This window comes from Alloyangia pacifica, assembly GCF_900116195.1.
Taxonomy (GTDB): Bacteria; Pseudomonadota; Alphaproteobacteria; order Rhodobacterales; family Rhodobacteraceae; genus Salipiger; species Salipiger pacificus.
The window spans coordinates 52,842-68,326 of sequence record NZ_FOZW01000016.1 but is presented as its reverse complement, the minus strand read 5'-3'; the positions used below and the strand labels follow the sequence as shown (position 1 = coordinate 68,326).

Sequence of the window (15,485 nt, the reverse complement as noted above, 5' to 3'; positions counted from 1 at the left end):
AGCGCCACCCCACGGGCAGGCGCTCGCCCGACTCCGCGCGTCACCCCTTCGGCGCGAATTCCTTCAGCGCGTCCCGGTCGATCTCGATCCCCAGCCCCGGGCCGTCGGGGATGCTGACCCAGCCGTTCTCGTGCTCGATGGGCCGGGTCACCACCGCCTGTCGGAAAGGGTTGTGGGTGCGGTCGAACTCCATGATCGGCTCGATCGGGCCGCGGCGCACCGGGTCCGGCACCATCGCCGCCATGAACTGCAGCGCCGCGGCGATCTGCACCGCGGTGCCCCAGACGTGGGGCACCACGCGCACCCCGTGCAGGGTCGCGAGGTCGGCCACGCGCTTGGCCTCGGTGAAGCCACCCACGCCGCAGAGGTCGGGCTGGGCGATGTCGATCGCCCGGCGCCGCAGCGGCTCGGCAAAGCCCCAGCGGGTATGCCAGGTCTCGCCCCCCGCCACCGGGATGGGCTGGCGCGCGCGGACCTCGGCATAGGCATCCAGCTGCTCGGGGATCACCGGTTCCTCGAACCAGTCGATATCGTATTCCGCTGCGGCATTGCCGACGCGCACCGCCTCGATCACATCGTAGCCGTGGTTGCCGTCGATCATCAGGCGGGTGTCCGGCCCGATGGCCTCGCGCACCGCCCTGATCACCTGCAGATCCTCCGAAGGATCGAAGCCGATCTTGATCTTCACCGCGTGGAAGCCATCCGCGGCATGCCGCCCGGTCTCCTCGGCATTGTCGGCCACCCGGTCCACGCCGTCGCGCTTGAACGAGCCGGTTGCGTAGGCGCGGATGCGCTCGCGGAAACGCCCGCCGAGCAGCGTCGAGACCGGCACGCCGAAGTGCTTGCCCTTGATATCCCAGAGCGCGATGTCGATGCCGGAAAGGGCACAGACGGAAACCCCCCGCTGCCCCTGATCGCGCAGCGCGTTGTAGAGCACCGCCCAGTGCTTCTCGGTCTCCAGCGGGTCCTTGCCGATGAGCCAGGGGGTGTAGGCCTCGACCATGGCGCGGTTCGGGCCCGCCGGGCCGAGGCATTCGCCCCAGCCCGTGGTGCCGTCGTCGCAGATCACCTCGACCAGCAGATGCACCCGCTTGTCGAAGCGCATCGACGCGCTCTCGAAGGCGGTCTCGAGCCGGTGTTCCAGAAGATGGGTGCGGATCTCGGTGATCTTCATCGGTCTAGCCTTCCTGCCTTACTGGTGCGCGTCGATCAGGGCCTTGAGGATCTCTTCCTCCTCGCCCGTGAGGTCCGACAGCGGTGCCCGGACAGGGCCCGCATCGAAGCCGACCAGCCGCACGCCCGCCTTGATCGCCGAGACCGCGTAGCCCTTGCGGCGCGAGCGCAGCTCCATGAACGGGTAGAAGAAGCTCTTGAGGATATCTTCGCAGGTGGTCCGGTCCCCTGCCCGCAGCGCGGCGTAGAACTTGTTGGCCAGCGCCGGGACGAAGTTGAACACCGCCGAGCTGTAGGTGGTGAAGCCCGCGCCGAGGTAGGCCTCGGCAAAAAGCTCCGCCGTCGGCATGCCGCCGAGGTAGGTCAGCCGGTCACCCATCTTGGCGGTGATCTGCCGCACGAGGCCGATATCGCCGGTGCCGTCCTTGAAGCCGACGAGGTTCGGGCAGGCGTCGCAGAGCCGCGCCAGCGTGTCGGCCTGCAGCACGGCGTTGTCGCGGTTGTAGACCATCACACCCATGCCGGTGGCGTCGCAGACCGCCTTGACGTGCTCGTAGAGCCCTTCCTGCGGCGCGTCGATCAGGTAGTGCGGCAGCAGCAGGATACCGTCGCCGCCCGCCGCCTCGACCGAGCGCGCGATGCCCTTGGCGATCTCGGTGCCATAGCCGCAGCCCGAGACGATCGCGGTCTTGCCGGCGCTTTCCTTGGCGGCCCTGACGATGGCCGGGATCTCCTCCGGGGTCAGCGAGAAGAACTCGCCTGTGCCGCCGGCGGCGAAGAGCACCGGGGCATCAAAGCCCGACAGCCATTCGACGTGCTTCTGGTAGGGATCGGCGGCGAACTTGTTGTCGGCGTCGAACGGCGTGACGGGGAACGACAGCAGGCCGGAGCCGAGCGCTTCTTTGATCTGTTGCGGGTCCATGCGTGGGTCCTCTTGCTTGGAGCTTCTGGGCGCGCGCGTGCGGGCCTTGGGGAATGGGAATGACGTGTCAGCTCTGGTGAATGGGTTCGTCGGTGAAGACGCCACCCTGGTATTTCGCCACCGAGTCCTCGGGGCCGGGGCGCGGCACGGTGCGGCGGATTTCCTCGGCGTAGTCTTGGGAATTGTCCTGCGGCACCCAGCCAAGGAAGGCGGCGTGGGAGTTGTCCCACCAGCCCATGTCGTTGGCCGATTGCCCCCAGACCACGGTGCAGCCGAGCCGCGGCGCGGTGAAGGCGGCCATGATCAGCGCGGTGAAGTCGCGCGGGCTGATCCATGTGGACAGCATCCGCCAGTTCTCGGGCTTGGGGGTGCAGGAGCCGATGCGCACAAGCGCGCTCTCCTGCCCGAACTTGTCATGGTAGAGGCTCGCCACCGCCTCGCCGAAGATCTTCGACACGCCGTAAAGCCCGTCGGGCTTGAACGGGTCGGTAGGTTTAAGGCGCTGTTCCTGCCGGTAGTAGCCGATGGTGTGGTTGGAGCTGGCAAAGATGATCCGGGGCATGCCGTGCAGCCGCGCCGCCTCGTAGAGGTTGTAGACGCCCCGCAGGTTGGCCGCCTCGATCAGGTCGAAATTCTTCTCGACCGAGATGCCGCCGAGATGCACCACCCCGTCGCAGCCCTCGACCAGCGCCTTCACCGCCTCTCCGTCGGCGATGTCGCAGGCCACGAAGCTCTCGTTCGGGCCGAGGTCGGTGATCTCGGTGATGTCCGACAGGCGCAGCTCCTCGGCGTGGGGCTTCAGCGTCTCGCGCAGGATGGTGCCAAGCTGGCCCGCCGCGCCGGTGATCAGGATACGTTTCATCTTCATGTCTCTCACTCCATCAGGCTCGGCAGGAACATGGAGAAGGCGGGCACGTATGTCACCAGCAGCAGCGCGACGAGGATCGCCGCGTAGAACGGCAGGATCGTCTTCACCGCATGTTCGATCCGAACGCCGCCGACGACGCAGCCCACAAAGAGGCAGGCGCCCACTGGCGGGGTGCAGAGGCCGAGGCCGAGGTTCATCATCATCACCACGCCGAATTGCACCGGGTCCATCCCGAGCCCCACCGCAACTGGCAGGAAGATCGGCGTGCAGATCAGGATCAGCGCCGCCATGTCCATGATCATCCCAAGCACCAGCAGGATCAGGTTGAGCAGCAGCAGGATCACGATCGGGTTGTCCGAGATGCCGGTCACTGCGTTGGCCAGCAGGTCCGGCACCCGGTAGAGCGTCAGCAGGTAGGAAAAGGCCGAGGCCGTCGCCACCAGCAGCATCACCAGCGCCGTGGTGCGCACCGAGCTGACGACGGCGGTCTTGAAGCCCTCCCAGGTCAGCTCGCGGTAGACGAAGGTGGTCACCAGGATGGCCCAGATCGCCCCGAAAGCGCCGGACTCGGTGACCGTCATCACGCCAGAGAGCACGCCGCCCACCACGATGATCGCGGTCATCAGCCCCGGCAGGGCGACGATGAACGAGACGCCGAGCGCCTTCCATCCGGGAAAGGTTTCGGCCGGGTAACCGCGGCGCACGGCGACCGCATAGGCCACGATGCCGAGGCAGAGGCACATGAGGATGCCGGGGATCACGCCCGCGATGAACAGCTTCGACACCGACACGCCGCCCGCCGCCACGGCAAAGAGGATCATGTTGTGCGAGGGCGGGATCACAACGCCCGCGACCGAGGAGGTCACCGTGACGTTCACCGCGTAATCGGGGTCATAGCCCTTTTCCTTCATCACCGGGATGAGGATCGAACCAAGCGCCGAGGTGTCCGCCACCGCCGAGCCCGAGATGCCGCCGAAGAGCATCGAGGAGGCGACGTTGACCACGCCGAGCCCGCCCTTCATCGCGCCCACCGCCGAGGAGGCCAGCCGCACCAGCCGCCCGGCGATGCCGCCGTGCATCATCAGCTCGCCGGCGAAGATGAAGAAGGGGATGGCCAGCAGCGAGAACACCGAGATGCCCGAGAGCACGCGCTGGAAGCCGATGAAGAGCGGCAGCCCCTCGTAGACGAAGCCGCCGACCGCCGCGAGGCCGATGGCGAAGGCCACGGGCATGCCGCAGATGAGGCCGCCCGCGAACAGCCCGAAAAGAATGATCAGACCCATGTCAGTACCCGCGGCCCTTCGCCAGTTCGGTCATTTGATAGAGGGTGAAGAGCGCGCTCAGCGCGCCGCAGATCGCCATGGGCACGGCGCGCATGCCCTCGGAGATGCCGAGCATCGGCACGGTGCGACCCCATGTGTTCTCGGCAAGGATGTATCCCTGCCAGCCGAGGCAGATCGCGAAGATCAGCACGCCGATCAGAGCCAGCCATTTCATCGCCAGGGCGATCGGACCCGGAAAGGCGTCGCGCAGGAAATCCACCGACAGGTGGGTGCGGCCCCAGACACCGGCGGCGGCACCCAGAAAGGTGATCCAGACCACGAGGATCAGCGCCAGCTGCTCGACCCAAGTCGGGGTGTCGTTCATGATATAGCGGCCCCAGACCAGCCAGCCGAAGATGGCAATCAGGACGACGAGGCCGGTGCCGGCCACCAGAACGCAGATCCGCGAGAGCAGATCGAGCAGGCGATAGACGGCCCCTGCCCCGGCCTCTTGGCTCTGTGCCATTGTGCCTCCCGGAAAAGGCGTGTCCCCGCGGGGACACGCCGCGCGTCAGATCACTCGACCGACTGGATGTCGCGGATCAGGCTTTCCAGATCCGGGTTGCTCTCGATGAACTTGGTGTAGACCGGCTCCATGGCCGACTGGAACGCCGCGGGGTCGGAGACCTCGTTCACCGCCACGCCGCTCTCTTCCACCTTCTGCTTGGATGCCATCTCGCGCTCGGCCCAGAGCTCGCGCTGGGTTTCCGCCGCCGAGACCGCCGCCGCCGTCACGAGCGCCTTGTCCTCATCCGAGACGCCGTCCCAGACCTTGGTCGAGACGCAGATGCACTCGGGGATGATCAGGTGGTTGGTGATCGAATAGTACTTCGCCACCTCGTAGTGGTTCGAACTCTCGAAGGACGGGTAGTTGTTCTCGGCCCCGTCGATCACGCCGGTCTTCAGCGACTGGTAGACCTCGCCGTAGGCCATGGGCGTTGCGTTGCCGCCGAGCTGGTCGACCATCTGCACGTAGAGATCGTTGTTCATAACGCGGAACTTCATGCCGTCCATGTCGGCGGGCGTCTCGATGGCGTGCTTGGTGTTGTAGAAGGAACGCGAGCCGCTATCCATCCACGACAGGGCGACGAGCCCCTCTTCGGACAGGGCGTCCGAGAAGCGCTGGCCGATCTCGCCGTCCATCACCTTGTGCATGTGATCGACGTCTCGGAAGATGAAGGGCAGCGAAAGCACGTTGGTCGCCGGAACGATCTCGCCCATCGGCCCCATGTTGAAGTTGCCCACCGCGATGGCACCGGCGCGGACCTGCTCGATGGCGTCGGGCTGCGCGCCCAGCACGCCGTTGGCATAGACGGTCGGCTCGATCCGGCCTTCGGTCTTCTCGGTCACCTCGTCGGCGAACTGCTGCATGGCGACGACGTTCGGATAGTCCTCGGGGTGAATTGCCCAGGCGCGCCAGGTCTCTGCCTGAGCCGCCCCTGCCAGCAGACCGCTCAGCGCGGTGGCGGCGATCAGCGCCGTCTTGGCCTTCGCAAAGTACATCATCATCTCCTCCCTGTAGATGTATATGACGTTACGCGGCGTTTATGGATGACTTGTATGATAACTGTCAATCATTTCGTATGACAGAAATTCGAGAGCTGTTTGTGAGGCCAGAGGATCGCGGCGACCCACGCTGCTTGTGAATTTTCAAGCTGCTTCTTCTGCGATGCGCGAAAGCTCGCGCTAAGGGTGCAGACGCGGTCGCTATTTCATTCATCTCGTGTAAACTCAGGCGCATAGATCCGTCCTTGGAAGGACCATTGATATGTTCATTAGACTTATTGAGTCGTTCTCGGCTGTATCTCTGTGCGCATTTTTCATCGCCTCCACCCCTATGGCGCCGGCCCTGGCGCAGGACGATGCCGCGGCCGCCGGCCCCACGGTTCTGGTGCAGACCGTCGAGACCCAGAGCATCCGTCCCTCCTTTACCCACCCGGCCCGCATCGAGGCACTGAACACCGCATCGATCCGCCCGCCGATCCAGGCGCAGATCACCGCGATGCACATCACCGCCGGCAGCTACGTCGAAGAGGGTGACCTGCTGGTGGAGATGGACGAAACCGACTTCCGCATTGCCCTCGCCCAGGCGCACGCGGCGCTGAAGCAGGCGGAGGCCTCGGCAATCAAGGCCGACCTCGACCTCGACCGGGCCACGCAGCTGTCGCGCAGCAACACCGTCTCGCAACGCGAAGTGGAATACGCCCAGGCCCAGGCCGACGTGGCGCAGGCGCAGGTCGACGTGGCCAGTGCACAGATTGCCCAGGCAGAGGAAAACCTCGCCGACACCAAGGTCTACGCCCCGTTCAGCGGCCGTATTTCGGCGCCGCAGTTCGCGGTCGGTGACCTCTTCGCCCCCGGCGACCCGACCCAGCCCGGCTTCATCGCGACGCTCGTCTCGCTCGATCCGATCTACGCGGTCGGACTGGTCGACCAGTCGAACTACTTCGGTTTCCTCGCCAAGCGGTTGGAAATCGAAGAGGCCGGGGGGTCTATCCCGCCGCTGGAGCTCGAAGCGATCCTTCCCGGCGGGCAGGTCTACCCCGAGAAAGGCACCTTCGAGAACTGGGACAACACCGGTGCCGCCAGCACCGGCACCATCGCCGCCCGGGTGCTCTTTGCCAACCCCGACGGCCTGCTGCTACCAGGCCAGAACGTGACCATCCGCGGCCAGGTGATCGAGCCGATCCAGGCCCCTCTGGTGCCGCAGCGGGCCGTGAGCCTCGACCAGCAGGGCCATTTCGTCTGGGTGGTCGGCGCGGACAACACCGTCGAACGCCGCAACATCACCGTCGGCGTCCGCAGCGACGCGAACTGGACCATTACCGAAGGTCTCGAAGACGGCGAACAGGTGGTCGTCGAGGGGCTGCAGAGCATGCGGCCCGGCATCACAGTCTCGCCGAAACCCTACGACAGCTGAGCCCCGGCAGCGGAGAATTTCATGGGACCTTTATTTTTCATCCGGCGGCCCAAGTTCGCCTTCGTCATTTCCATGCTCATCACGCTGTTCGGCCTACTGACGCTGACCGTGATGCCCATCGACCAATACCCCGACATCACCTCGCCGAAAGTCGTGGTACGCGCCAATTACCCCGGCGCCGACGCCGAGACCCTGCTGCAGGCCGTTGCCGCGCCCATCGAAGACGAGGTGAACGGCGCCGAGGGTATGGCCTATATGGAATCCAAGGCCGCCTCGGACGGCTCCTACACGCTGACCGTGACCTTCGAGACCGGCGTTGATGCCGATCTGGCGCAGGTCGACGTGCAGAACCGCGTGGCGCTGGCCGAGCCGGGGCTGCCCGCCGAGGTGCGCCAACGCGGCATCCGGGTGCGCAAGCGCAACCCCGACATCCTGATGGTGGTCGACATCATCTCGCCCGACGGGCGGTTCGACGGGCTCTTCCTGTCCAACTATGCCTCGATCAACATCGAGGGCGAGCTGGCGCGCATCGCCGGCGTCGGCGCCGCCGAGAACATCGGCGCGCTGGACTACGGCATGCGCGCCTGGCTCGACCCGGTGCAGATGGCCAACCACAACCTCACGGTCAACGACATCGTGCTGGCGGTAAAGGAGCAGAACGTGCAGGCCGCCGTCGGCTCGCTCGGCGCTGCCCCCGCCGCCGACGACACGCAGTTCCAATACGTGCTGACCACCAAGGGCCGGCTCGAGACCGAGGAGGAATTCGGCGACATCATCCTGTCGGCCAATGACGCGGGTTCGGTGGTCCGCCTGCGCGACGTGGCGCGGATCGAGCTCGGGGCCTTTGCCTACAAGGGCTACGGCGAGTTCAACAACAAGCCCGGCGTGCTGCTGGCGGTCTACAAGCTGAGCGAGGCGAACTCGCTCGACGTGGCCGAGGCGGTGCGCGAGAAGATGGAGGAGCTGAAGGAATACTTCCCCGAAGGCGTCGATTACGTCATCGGCCATGACACCACGCTGTTCATCGAGGCCTCGCTCGAGGAGACGGTGATCACCATGATCTTCACCATCCTGCTGGTGGTGGCGGTGACCTACATCTTCCTCGGCTCGGTGCGCGCGACGCTGATCCCGACCATCGCCGTGCCGGTGTCGATCATCGGCACATTGGCGGTGCTCTACGCCTTCGGCATGACCATCAACACGGTCACGCTGTTCGCCCTGATCCTCGCCATCGCGCTGGTGGTGGACGATGCGATCATCGTGGTGGAGAACGTCGAGCGCATCCTGCACGAGAACCCCGAGATCGGCTCGGTCGAGGCAACGAAACGCGCCATGGCCGAGGTGACGGGCCCCATCGTCGCCACCTCGCTCGTGCTGGCGGCGGTTTTCGGGCCGACGCTGCTCCTGCCCGGCATCACCGGGCGCATGTTCAGCCAGTTCGGCGCGACGCTCACCGTCTCGGTGCTGATCTCGATGGTCAACGCGCTGACGCTCAGCCCGGCGCTCGCCTCGGTGCTGATGAAGCCGGGGATGCATCCGAATTTCGTCATCCGCGGCTTCAACAAGGGCTTCGACTGGGTGACGCGGGTCTATTCCGCCATTGTCGATTTCCTCGCGAAACACGCGATCATCGCCATCGCCATCGTCGCGGCGCTGTTCTTTGCCATGTACACGCTCTTCACCACCACGCCGACCAGCTTCATCCCGACCGAGGACAAGGGCTTCTTCATGGTCGACGTGCAGCTGCCGTCCGGCGCCTCGCTGAACCGGACCGAGGTGATCATGGACCGGCTCACCGATGCGCTCGGCGAGGATGAGGCGGTGGAGAACGTGCTGTCGGTGAACGGCTACTCGATCCTCAACTCGGCGCTGCAGTCAAACGCCGGGATGATCATCGTCAAGCTCAAGGAATGGAAGGAACGCACGACGGAGGAAAGCAGCCAGGCGTTCCTGCAGCGCAAGTTCACGCAGCAGTTCGCCGACATGCCGGAGGCCAAGACGATCATCTTCGGCGCGCCCGCCCTGCCGGGCATTGGCGCGGTCGAAGGGCTGTCGTTCGTGCTCGAGGACACGCAGGGCCGCGGGCCGCAGGAGATGACAGCCGCGCTGCAGAGCTTCCTCGTCTCGGCCAATGGCGCGGATGAGATCGCACTGGCCTATTCTACCTTCAAGGCCGACGCGCCGCAGCTCTTCCTGGATATCGACCGGGTGCGGGCCAAGACGCTGGGGGTGCAGGTCTCGGACATCTTCCTGACGCTGCAGGCCCAGCTTGGCGCACTCTACATCAACGACTTCAACGTCTTCGGCCAATCCTACCGGGTGATGATCCAGGCCGACGCGCAATACCGCCAGAACGAGCGCGCCTTCGACACGCTCTACGTGCGCAACCGCGAGGGCGGCATGGTGCCGCTCTCGACCGTGGTGACCCCGGTGCCCACCACCGGGCCGGACGTGCTATATCGCTACAACACCTACAATTCGGCCACGGTCACCGGCATTCCCAACAGCGCCGGCGGCTTCAGCACGGGCAACGCGATGGACAGTTTCGAAACGGTCGCCGGAACCGCCCTGCCCGAGGGCTTCCGCTACGAATGGACCGGATCGTCGCGCGAGGAACGCGCCTCGGGCAACGCGGTGCCGATCGCGCTGGGGCTGAGCCTGGTGTTCACCTTCCTCTTCCTCGCGGCGCTCTACGAGAGTTTCCTGACACCGGTGGCGGTGCTGCTCACGGTGCCCTTCGCGGTGCTGGGAGCCTTGGTGTCACTGCGGATCGCGGGCGAGCCGCTCAGTCTCTACGGGCAGATCGGCCTCTTGATGCTGATCGCGCTGGCGGCGAAGACGGCGATCCTGATCGTCGAGTTCGGCAAGCAGCAGCGCGAGGCGGCGGAGCTGGAGCTGCACGAGGCGGCGATGCAATCGGCCAGGCTGCGCTTCCGCCCGGTGATGATGACGGTGCTGGCCTTCGCAGTCGGGGTCTACCCGCTGGTCATCGCCTCGGGTGCGGGCTCGGCGAGCCGGGTTTCGCTGGGGCTGGCGGTCTTCGGCGGGGCCATCGCCTCGGCCGTGCTGGGCGCCATCTTCGGGCCGGTGTTCTTCAAGATCATCCAGGGCCTGCGCGAGAAGATCCACCGGGGACGGACGCCGCCGGTGGTGTGAGACGTTGCCATGAACTGCAGAAGGCCCGGGCGATGTGCCCGGGCCTTTCTTGTCGGAGCGCTTGTATCTGCGACCGATGGCGCGGGGCGACCAGCCCCGGGTCGGGCGTGCCCCTACGCGCCAAGCTCACTCGCGTCCTGCACCTCGGCACTCAAGCGTCCCGAGAGCAGCGCCGCCAGCGCCACCATCGCCGCCGCCGTGCCCAGCACCAGCGGGAGGCCTCCGATCTGGTAGGTCAGCCCCGACAGCAGCGTGCCGATCAGCCGACCTGCCGCGTTCGCCATGTAGTAGAAGCCGACATCCATGGTCACACGCTCGGACTTGGTGAAAGCGAGAATCAGGTAGGAATGCAGCGAGGAATTCACCGCGAAGATCGCGCCGAAAACCAGAAGCCCGATCACCAGAACCCCCGTCAACCACGCCTCCGGTGTCGGCGAGAGCAGCACCGCCACGGTCAGCACCGCCGGCACCACGAAGAGCGCCGCGGCCCAGCCGCGCGCGGCATGGATCAACTCGCCCTCGGGACGCGCCTTGGCGCGCAGGATACGCGGCGCCGCCGCCTGCACCGCACCGTAGAGGATCATCCAGACCGCCATGAAGGTGCCGATCATGAAGAAGGCCGCGCGGTTGCCCGCCTCGCTCCCGTCCGAGAGCACCGCGTAGAAATAGATCGGGATGCCCACCACGAACCACACGTCACGCGCGCCGAAGAGGAACACCCGCGCCGCCGACAGCCAGTTCACATTGGCCGACTTCGAGAAGACCTCGGAGAATTTCGCCCCCTTGCGCCCCTTCGGCAGCCCAGAAGGCATGAAGAGCGCCACGGCGATCAGGATAAGCAGCAGCACCAGCGCCATGGCCAACACCGCCCAAGTAAACCCGAGCGTTGCCAGCAATGCCGCGCCGAGCAGGAAGCCGAGCCCCTTCACCGCGTTCTTCGAACCGGTCAGCAGCGCCACCCAGCGAAACAGCCCGCCGCCCTCGGAGGGCGCCAGCAACTTGACGGCTGACTTGGAGGACATCTTCGCGAGATCCTTGGCCACGCCCGAGGCCCCCTGCACGCACATCACAAAGGCGACCGAGGCGGCAATGCTCCACGCCGGATCGAGCTGCGTCAGCGCCAGCAGCGCCACCACCTGCAGCGACAGCCCCGCGTAAAGCGTCGAGGTCAGCCCGAAGCGCGCCGCGATCCAGCCTGCCGAGAGGTTGGTGACCATCCCCGCGATCTCGTAGAGCACGAAGAGATACGCCAGTTGTACCGGCGAGAAGCCGAGGCTGTGGAAATGCAGCAGCACCAGCATGCGCAGCGCGCCGTCGGTGAGCATGAAGGCCCAATAGGCCGCCGTTACCGCGACATAGGCCGAGAGTCCCTCGGGCCGGTCCGGGGCCTGCGCGCTCACAGCCGCCCCCCGACCATCAGCGCCACGTCCACCAGCCGGTGCGCGTAGCCCATCTCGTTGTCGTACCAGGCGTAGACCTTCAGCTGCGTGCCGTTCACCACCATGGTCGAGGGCGCGTCGATGATCGCGCTGCGCGTGTCGTTGGTGTAATCGCAAGACACCAGCGGGCGCTCCTCGTAGCCGAGAATGCCCTTCAGCGCGCCCTTTGAGGCCGCCTCGAAGAGCGCGTTGACCTCCTCGGCGCTGGTCGCCCGCTCGAGCTCGAAGACACAATCGGTCAGCGAGGCGTTGAGCAGCGGCACGCGCACGGCATGGCCGTTCAGCCGCCCCTTCAGCTCGGGGTAGATCAGCGTGATCGCGGTGGCCGAGCCGGTGGTGGTGGGGATCAGCGAGTTCAGTGCCGAGCGGGCGCGGCGGAGATCCTTGGCGGGCCGGTCGACGATGGTCTGCGTGTTGGTCACATCGTGGATTGTCGTGATCGACCCGTGCCTTATGCCAAGGTTCTCATGGATCACCTTGACCACCGGCGCGAGGCAGTTGGTGGTACAGGAGGCCGCCGTGACTATGTCATGCCGGGCCGGATCGTAGGTGCCATCGTTGACGCCGTAGACGATGTTGGCGGTACGCCCGTCCTTCACCGGGGCCGAAACGACCACCTTCTTCACCCCCGCCGCGAAATAGGGGGCGAGCGCCGCCTCGGACTTGAAGACGCCGGTGCAGTCGATCACCACGTCCACCCCGTCGAGCGGCAGTGCCGAAAGATCGCGGGTGCCGATGAAGGGCAGCCGGGTGCCGTCCACGGTGACGCTCTGCGCATCATGCGAGAACTCCGCGTCCCAGCGCCCGTGCACCGTGTCGAACTCCAGCAGGTGCGCGTGCATTCCCGGATCGCCCACGGCGTCGTTGATCCAGGCAATCTCGGCCCCCTTCTCCAGCAGCGGCTTCAGGGCGAGCTTTCCGATGCGGCCGAGGCCGTTCAGGGCATAGGTGGTCATGTGGTCTCTTTCGGGGAAGTCTTGATCAGAGAGGTCTCGGGGGTATCGAATTGCGCGATCTCATCCACCGCCGCCTGCAGCGAAATGCGATCGAGTTGCGCGATGGGCAGCGCGGCGAAGGCCTCGATCCGGTGCTTGAGTGCGCCATAGGCCTGCTGGAAGGCGAGCATCTTCTCGGCCTCGGTGCCGGTGGCCTTCACCGGGTCCGGCATGCCCCAATGGCCGGAGATCGGCTGACCGTCCCAGGCCGGGCACTCCTCGTTGGCCGCCTGATTGCAGACGGTGAAGACGAAATCGAGATCGGGCGCGCCTGCGCCGGAGAATTCAGAGACGTTCTTGGCGCGCAGGGGCGCGATGTCATGGCCCTTCTGGCGCAGCAGCTCGACCGCGATCGGATTCAGCTCGGAGCTGGGCTTGGTCCCCGCCGAATAGACATTGAACCGCTCGCCGGCGATCTCGCGGAGCAGCGTTTCGGCAAAGATCGACCGGGCGGAGTTGCCGGTGCAGATGAACAGGACGTTGTATGTGCGGTCTTGGCTGGCGGTGATCATCTGGGCTGTTCCTTCTGTTGCGAAGAACGGACTGGGAGAGCAGATCTCGGGGCGCCCGCGACAGCAGTCGCGCAGCAGGTAGTCGAAGGTCTCCTGCACCTGTTTCATGTCGACCGCGTAAAGCAGCGAGGTGCCCGCGCGGTCCTGCGTGACCAGCCCGGCGCGCATCAGTGCGGCGAGATATGTCGAGAGCGTGCTGGCCTTCACCTCCAGCACCTCGGCGATCTCGCCGGCCGGCAGGCGGTCGGGATAGCGGCGCATTAGCAGCCGGAACAGCGCCAGCCGCTGCGGGTGGCCGAGGGTCATGAGGCGGTCGGGAATCTCTTTTTCCATATTTCATGAATATTTGAATTATCGCCAATCCGGAAGTGACAGTTTCATGACAGGGCTCGACGCGGGGCGCGCGGGGCTGATCACCGCGACGTGACGCCAGGGCCTCTTGCACATTTCCCGATATATCTTATCTTACGATATATCGAAAATTTCCCCGAAGGATGGGCATGCGACACGGCAAGGACGGGCATGGCGGCGGCAAGCGGCACAAGCGCCTCTTCGAATACGGCGAGCTGCGCCTGCTCATCCTGTCGATGATCGCCGAGCAGCCGCGCCACGGCTACGAGTTGATCAAGGCCATCGAGGAACGCTTCGAGGGCGCCTATACCCCCAGCCCCGGCGTGATCTACCCTACGCTGTCCTGGCTGGAAGACATGGGCTACGCGCGTGTCGAGCCCGACGACAGCGGCCGCAAGCGCGCCCGGCTCACCCCCGAGGGGGCTGCCTTTCTGCAAGCCAACCGCGCTGCCGCCGACGATCTTCTGACCCGCAAGCCCCCGGTCTGGCACCGGGGCAACGCGCCGAAGGAGATCGTTGCCGCCATGGACGAGATCAAACTGGCCCTGCGCCGCCGGATGGCGGCGGAGGGCGCTGACGAGACCCTCATCGCCACGCTTGCCGCGCAGCTACGAGACACCGCCCGGGACATCGCAGGCGACACGCCCGATGCGCCCTCCGAAGACAGCTGATTGCAAGGACTTCCCATGGAAAGCGTCATCACACGACACAAGCACGAGCTGAAGCGCCGTACCCTGACGGTGCGCGAGACCGAACGGCTCACCCCGAACATGATCCGCATCACCCTCGAGGACGAGTCGCTGGCCGATTTCGCCAGCCTCGGCGCGGATGACCACATCAAGCTCTTCCTCGACACCGGGGCCGAGGCGCCGGTGGCCCGCGAGTACACGCCCCGCGCCTTCGACCTCGAGGCGCGCACGCTGGTGCTCGACTTCGCCATCCACCAGGCCGGCCCCGCCACTGCCTGGGCGGAAACCGCCGCGCCCGGTGACACGCTCAACATCGGCGGGCCGCGCGGCTCGGCGGTGATTGCGCCGGTGTTCGACTGGTACCTGCTGATCGGCGACGAGACCGCCCTGCCCGCCATCGGCCGCCGCATCGAGGAGCTCCCCGAGGGCGTCACCGCGATCACCCTCGCCGCGGTGCCGGGACCCGAGGACGAGCAGCGTTTCGACAGCGCCGCCACCCAGAAAACGCACTGGCTGCACCGCCCGGTGTCGCAGGCGCATGAGGCGGAGACCCTGCTCGAGGCCGCCCGCGCGCTCACCCTGCCCGAGGGCAATGGCTTTGTCTGGATTGCCGCCGAGGCGCAGGTCGCCCGCGCGCTGAAGCTGCATTTCCTGAACGATCGCGGCCATCCCGCGCATTGGCTGAAGGCGGCCGGCTACTGGGTGAAGGGCGACGCGGGCAGCAGCGACAAGGCTCTGGACTGAGCGTCCCCACCCTCCGTGAAAACAATGAAAGGCCGGGCAGCACCATGCGCCCGGCCTTTGTGTGTCTGAGGTTCAGGGATCAGGGCTTGGCGTAGCGCGCCGCGAATCCCGGCAGGTTCACCCGCGCCCGGGCTCCGCCTGAGGGCGGCGTGCGGCGCTCCTCCTTGCGGGTGACAATTCCCGCGAACAGGATCAGCGCGATCACCGGAGACATGATGAGAAGGCCAATGCCCAAGCCAACCAGAAAAAGATGCATGATAGTTCCTCCCTAGGAATCAACGCTATCACGGATCCGTGGCGACACAATGCCGCATTTTAATTTTCGACACCGCCTTCGCAGCAGCAGCATTTGACGCTGCGCCGCGGCATTCCCGGTGCCGGTGCCGAAACGGAA

The 15,485-nt window shown here is 65.9% G+C and carries 14 protein-coding genes; 4 read left to right on the top strand and 10 right to left on the bottom strand.

Annotation, left to right across the window (positions count from 1 at the left end; translation table 11 throughout):
• Positions 1-40: 40 nt before the first annotated feature.
• The 6 genes from BM397_RS25295 to BM397_RS25270 form a co-directional block, all read right to left on the bottom strand.
• Positions 41-1,174, bottom strand: a complete 1,134-nt coding sequence (locus BM397_RS25295) for a mandelate racemase/muconate lactonizing enzyme family protein (RefSeq protein WP_092429911.1) — start codon at positions 1,172-1,174, stop codon at positions 41-43.
• An 18-nt stretch (positions 1,175-1,192) separates the two neighbouring features.
• On the bottom strand, positions 1,193-2,095 hold the full coding sequence (gene kdgD / locus BM397_RS25290) for a 5-dehydro-4-deoxyglucarate dehydratase (RefSeq protein WP_092429909.1): 903 nt from the start codon (positions 2,093-2,095) through the stop codon (positions 1,193-1,195).
• Between the two features lie 67 nt (positions 2,096-2,162).
• A complete protein-coding gene (locus BM397_RS25285; RefSeq protein WP_245696217.1) occupies positions 2,163-2,963 on the bottom strand; it encodes an NAD-dependent epimerase/dehydratase family protein in 801 nt (266 codons plus the stop codon).
• Positions 2,964-2,968: 5 nt separating this feature from the next.
• On the bottom strand, positions 2,969-4,246 hold the full coding sequence (locus BM397_RS25280; RefSeq protein ID WP_092429907.1) for a TRAP transporter large permease: 1,278 nt from the start codon (positions 4,244-4,246) through the stop codon (positions 2,969-2,971).
• Position 4,247: 1 nt separating this feature from the next.
• The gene (locus tag BM397_RS25275) at positions 4,248-4,751 is read right to left on the bottom strand and encodes a TRAP transporter small permease (RefSeq protein WP_092429905.1); all 504 of its coding nucleotides are present in this window, start codon (positions 4,749-4,751) and stop codon (positions 4,248-4,250) included.
• A 50-nt stretch (positions 4,752-4,801) separates the two neighbouring features.
• Positions 4,802-5,788 (bottom strand): TRAP transporter substrate-binding protein, encoded by a 987-nt coding sequence (locus tag BM397_RS25270; RefSeq protein ID WP_092429903.1) that lies wholly within the window; start codon positions 5,786-5,788, stop codon positions 4,802-4,804.
• A 265-nt stretch (positions 5,789-6,053) separates the two neighbouring features.
• Here BM397_RS25270 and BM397_RS25265 point away from each other — a divergent pair, with 265 nt between their 5' ends.
• Positions 6,054-7,205 carry an efflux RND transporter periplasmic adaptor subunit gene (locus tag BM397_RS25265; RefSeq protein WP_092429901.1) on the top strand — a complete coding sequence of 384 codons (1,152 nt, stop codon included), beginning with the start codon at positions 6,054-6,056 and terminating at the stop codon, positions 7,203-7,205.
• A gap of 21 nt (positions 7,206-7,226) precedes the next feature.
• Positions 7,227-10,361 carry an efflux RND transporter permease subunit gene (locus BM397_RS25260; protein WP_092429899.1) on the top strand — a complete coding sequence of 1,045 codons (3,135 nt, stop codon included), beginning with the start codon at positions 7,227-7,229 and terminating at the stop codon, positions 10,359-10,361.
• A gap of 113 nt (positions 10,362-10,474) precedes the next feature.
• On the opposite strand, the gene arsJ is transcribed toward BM397_RS25260, so the two are convergent.
• Genes arsJ through BM397_RS25245 form a run of 3 tightly spaced genes read right to left on the bottom strand, consistent with a single transcriptional unit; the run spans position 10,475 to position 13,640 of the window.
• Positions 10,475-11,761: an organoarsenical effux MFS transporter ArsJ gene (arsJ, locus tag BM397_RS25255; RefSeq protein WP_092429897.1), complete on the bottom strand. Its 1,287-nt coding sequence runs from the start codon at positions 11,759-11,761 to the stop codon at positions 10,475-10,477.
• Positions 11,758-12,756, bottom strand: coding sequence for an ArsJ-associated glyceraldehyde-3-phosphate dehydrogenase (locus tag BM397_RS25250; RefSeq protein ID WP_092429895.1), 999 nt, complete (start codon positions 12,754-12,756; stop codon positions 11,758-11,760). Before BM397_RS25250 ends, arsJ begins: the two co-directional genes overlap by 4 nt.
• Entirely contained in the window at positions 12,753-13,640 is an 888-nt protein-coding gene (locus BM397_RS25245) for an arsenate reductase/protein-tyrosine-phosphatase family protein (protein WP_092429893.1), read from the bottom strand. Before BM397_RS25245 ends, BM397_RS25250 begins: the two co-directional genes overlap by 4 nt.
• A 167-nt stretch (positions 13,641-13,807) precedes the next feature.
• Here BM397_RS25245 and BM397_RS25240 point away from each other — a divergent pair, with 167 nt between their 5' ends.
• Positions 13,808-14,329, top strand: coding sequence for a PadR family transcriptional regulator (locus tag BM397_RS25240; protein ID WP_245696216.1), 522 nt, complete (start codon positions 13,808-13,810; stop codon positions 14,327-14,329).
• Between the two features lie 15 nt (positions 14,330-14,344).
• Positions 14,345-15,091: a siderophore-interacting protein gene (locus BM397_RS25235; protein WP_092429889.1), complete on the top strand. Its 747-nt coding sequence runs from the start codon at positions 14,345-14,347 to the stop codon at positions 15,089-15,091.
• Positions 15,092-15,170: 79 nt separating this feature from the next.
• On the opposite strand, the gene BM397_RS29430 is transcribed toward BM397_RS25235, so the two are convergent.
• Positions 15,171-15,347 carry a hypothetical protein gene (locus BM397_RS29430; protein WP_176806869.1) on the bottom strand — a complete coding sequence of 59 codons (177 nt, stop codon included), beginning with the start codon at positions 15,345-15,347 and terminating at the stop codon, positions 15,171-15,173.
• Positions 15,348-15,485: the final 138 nt, after the last annotated feature.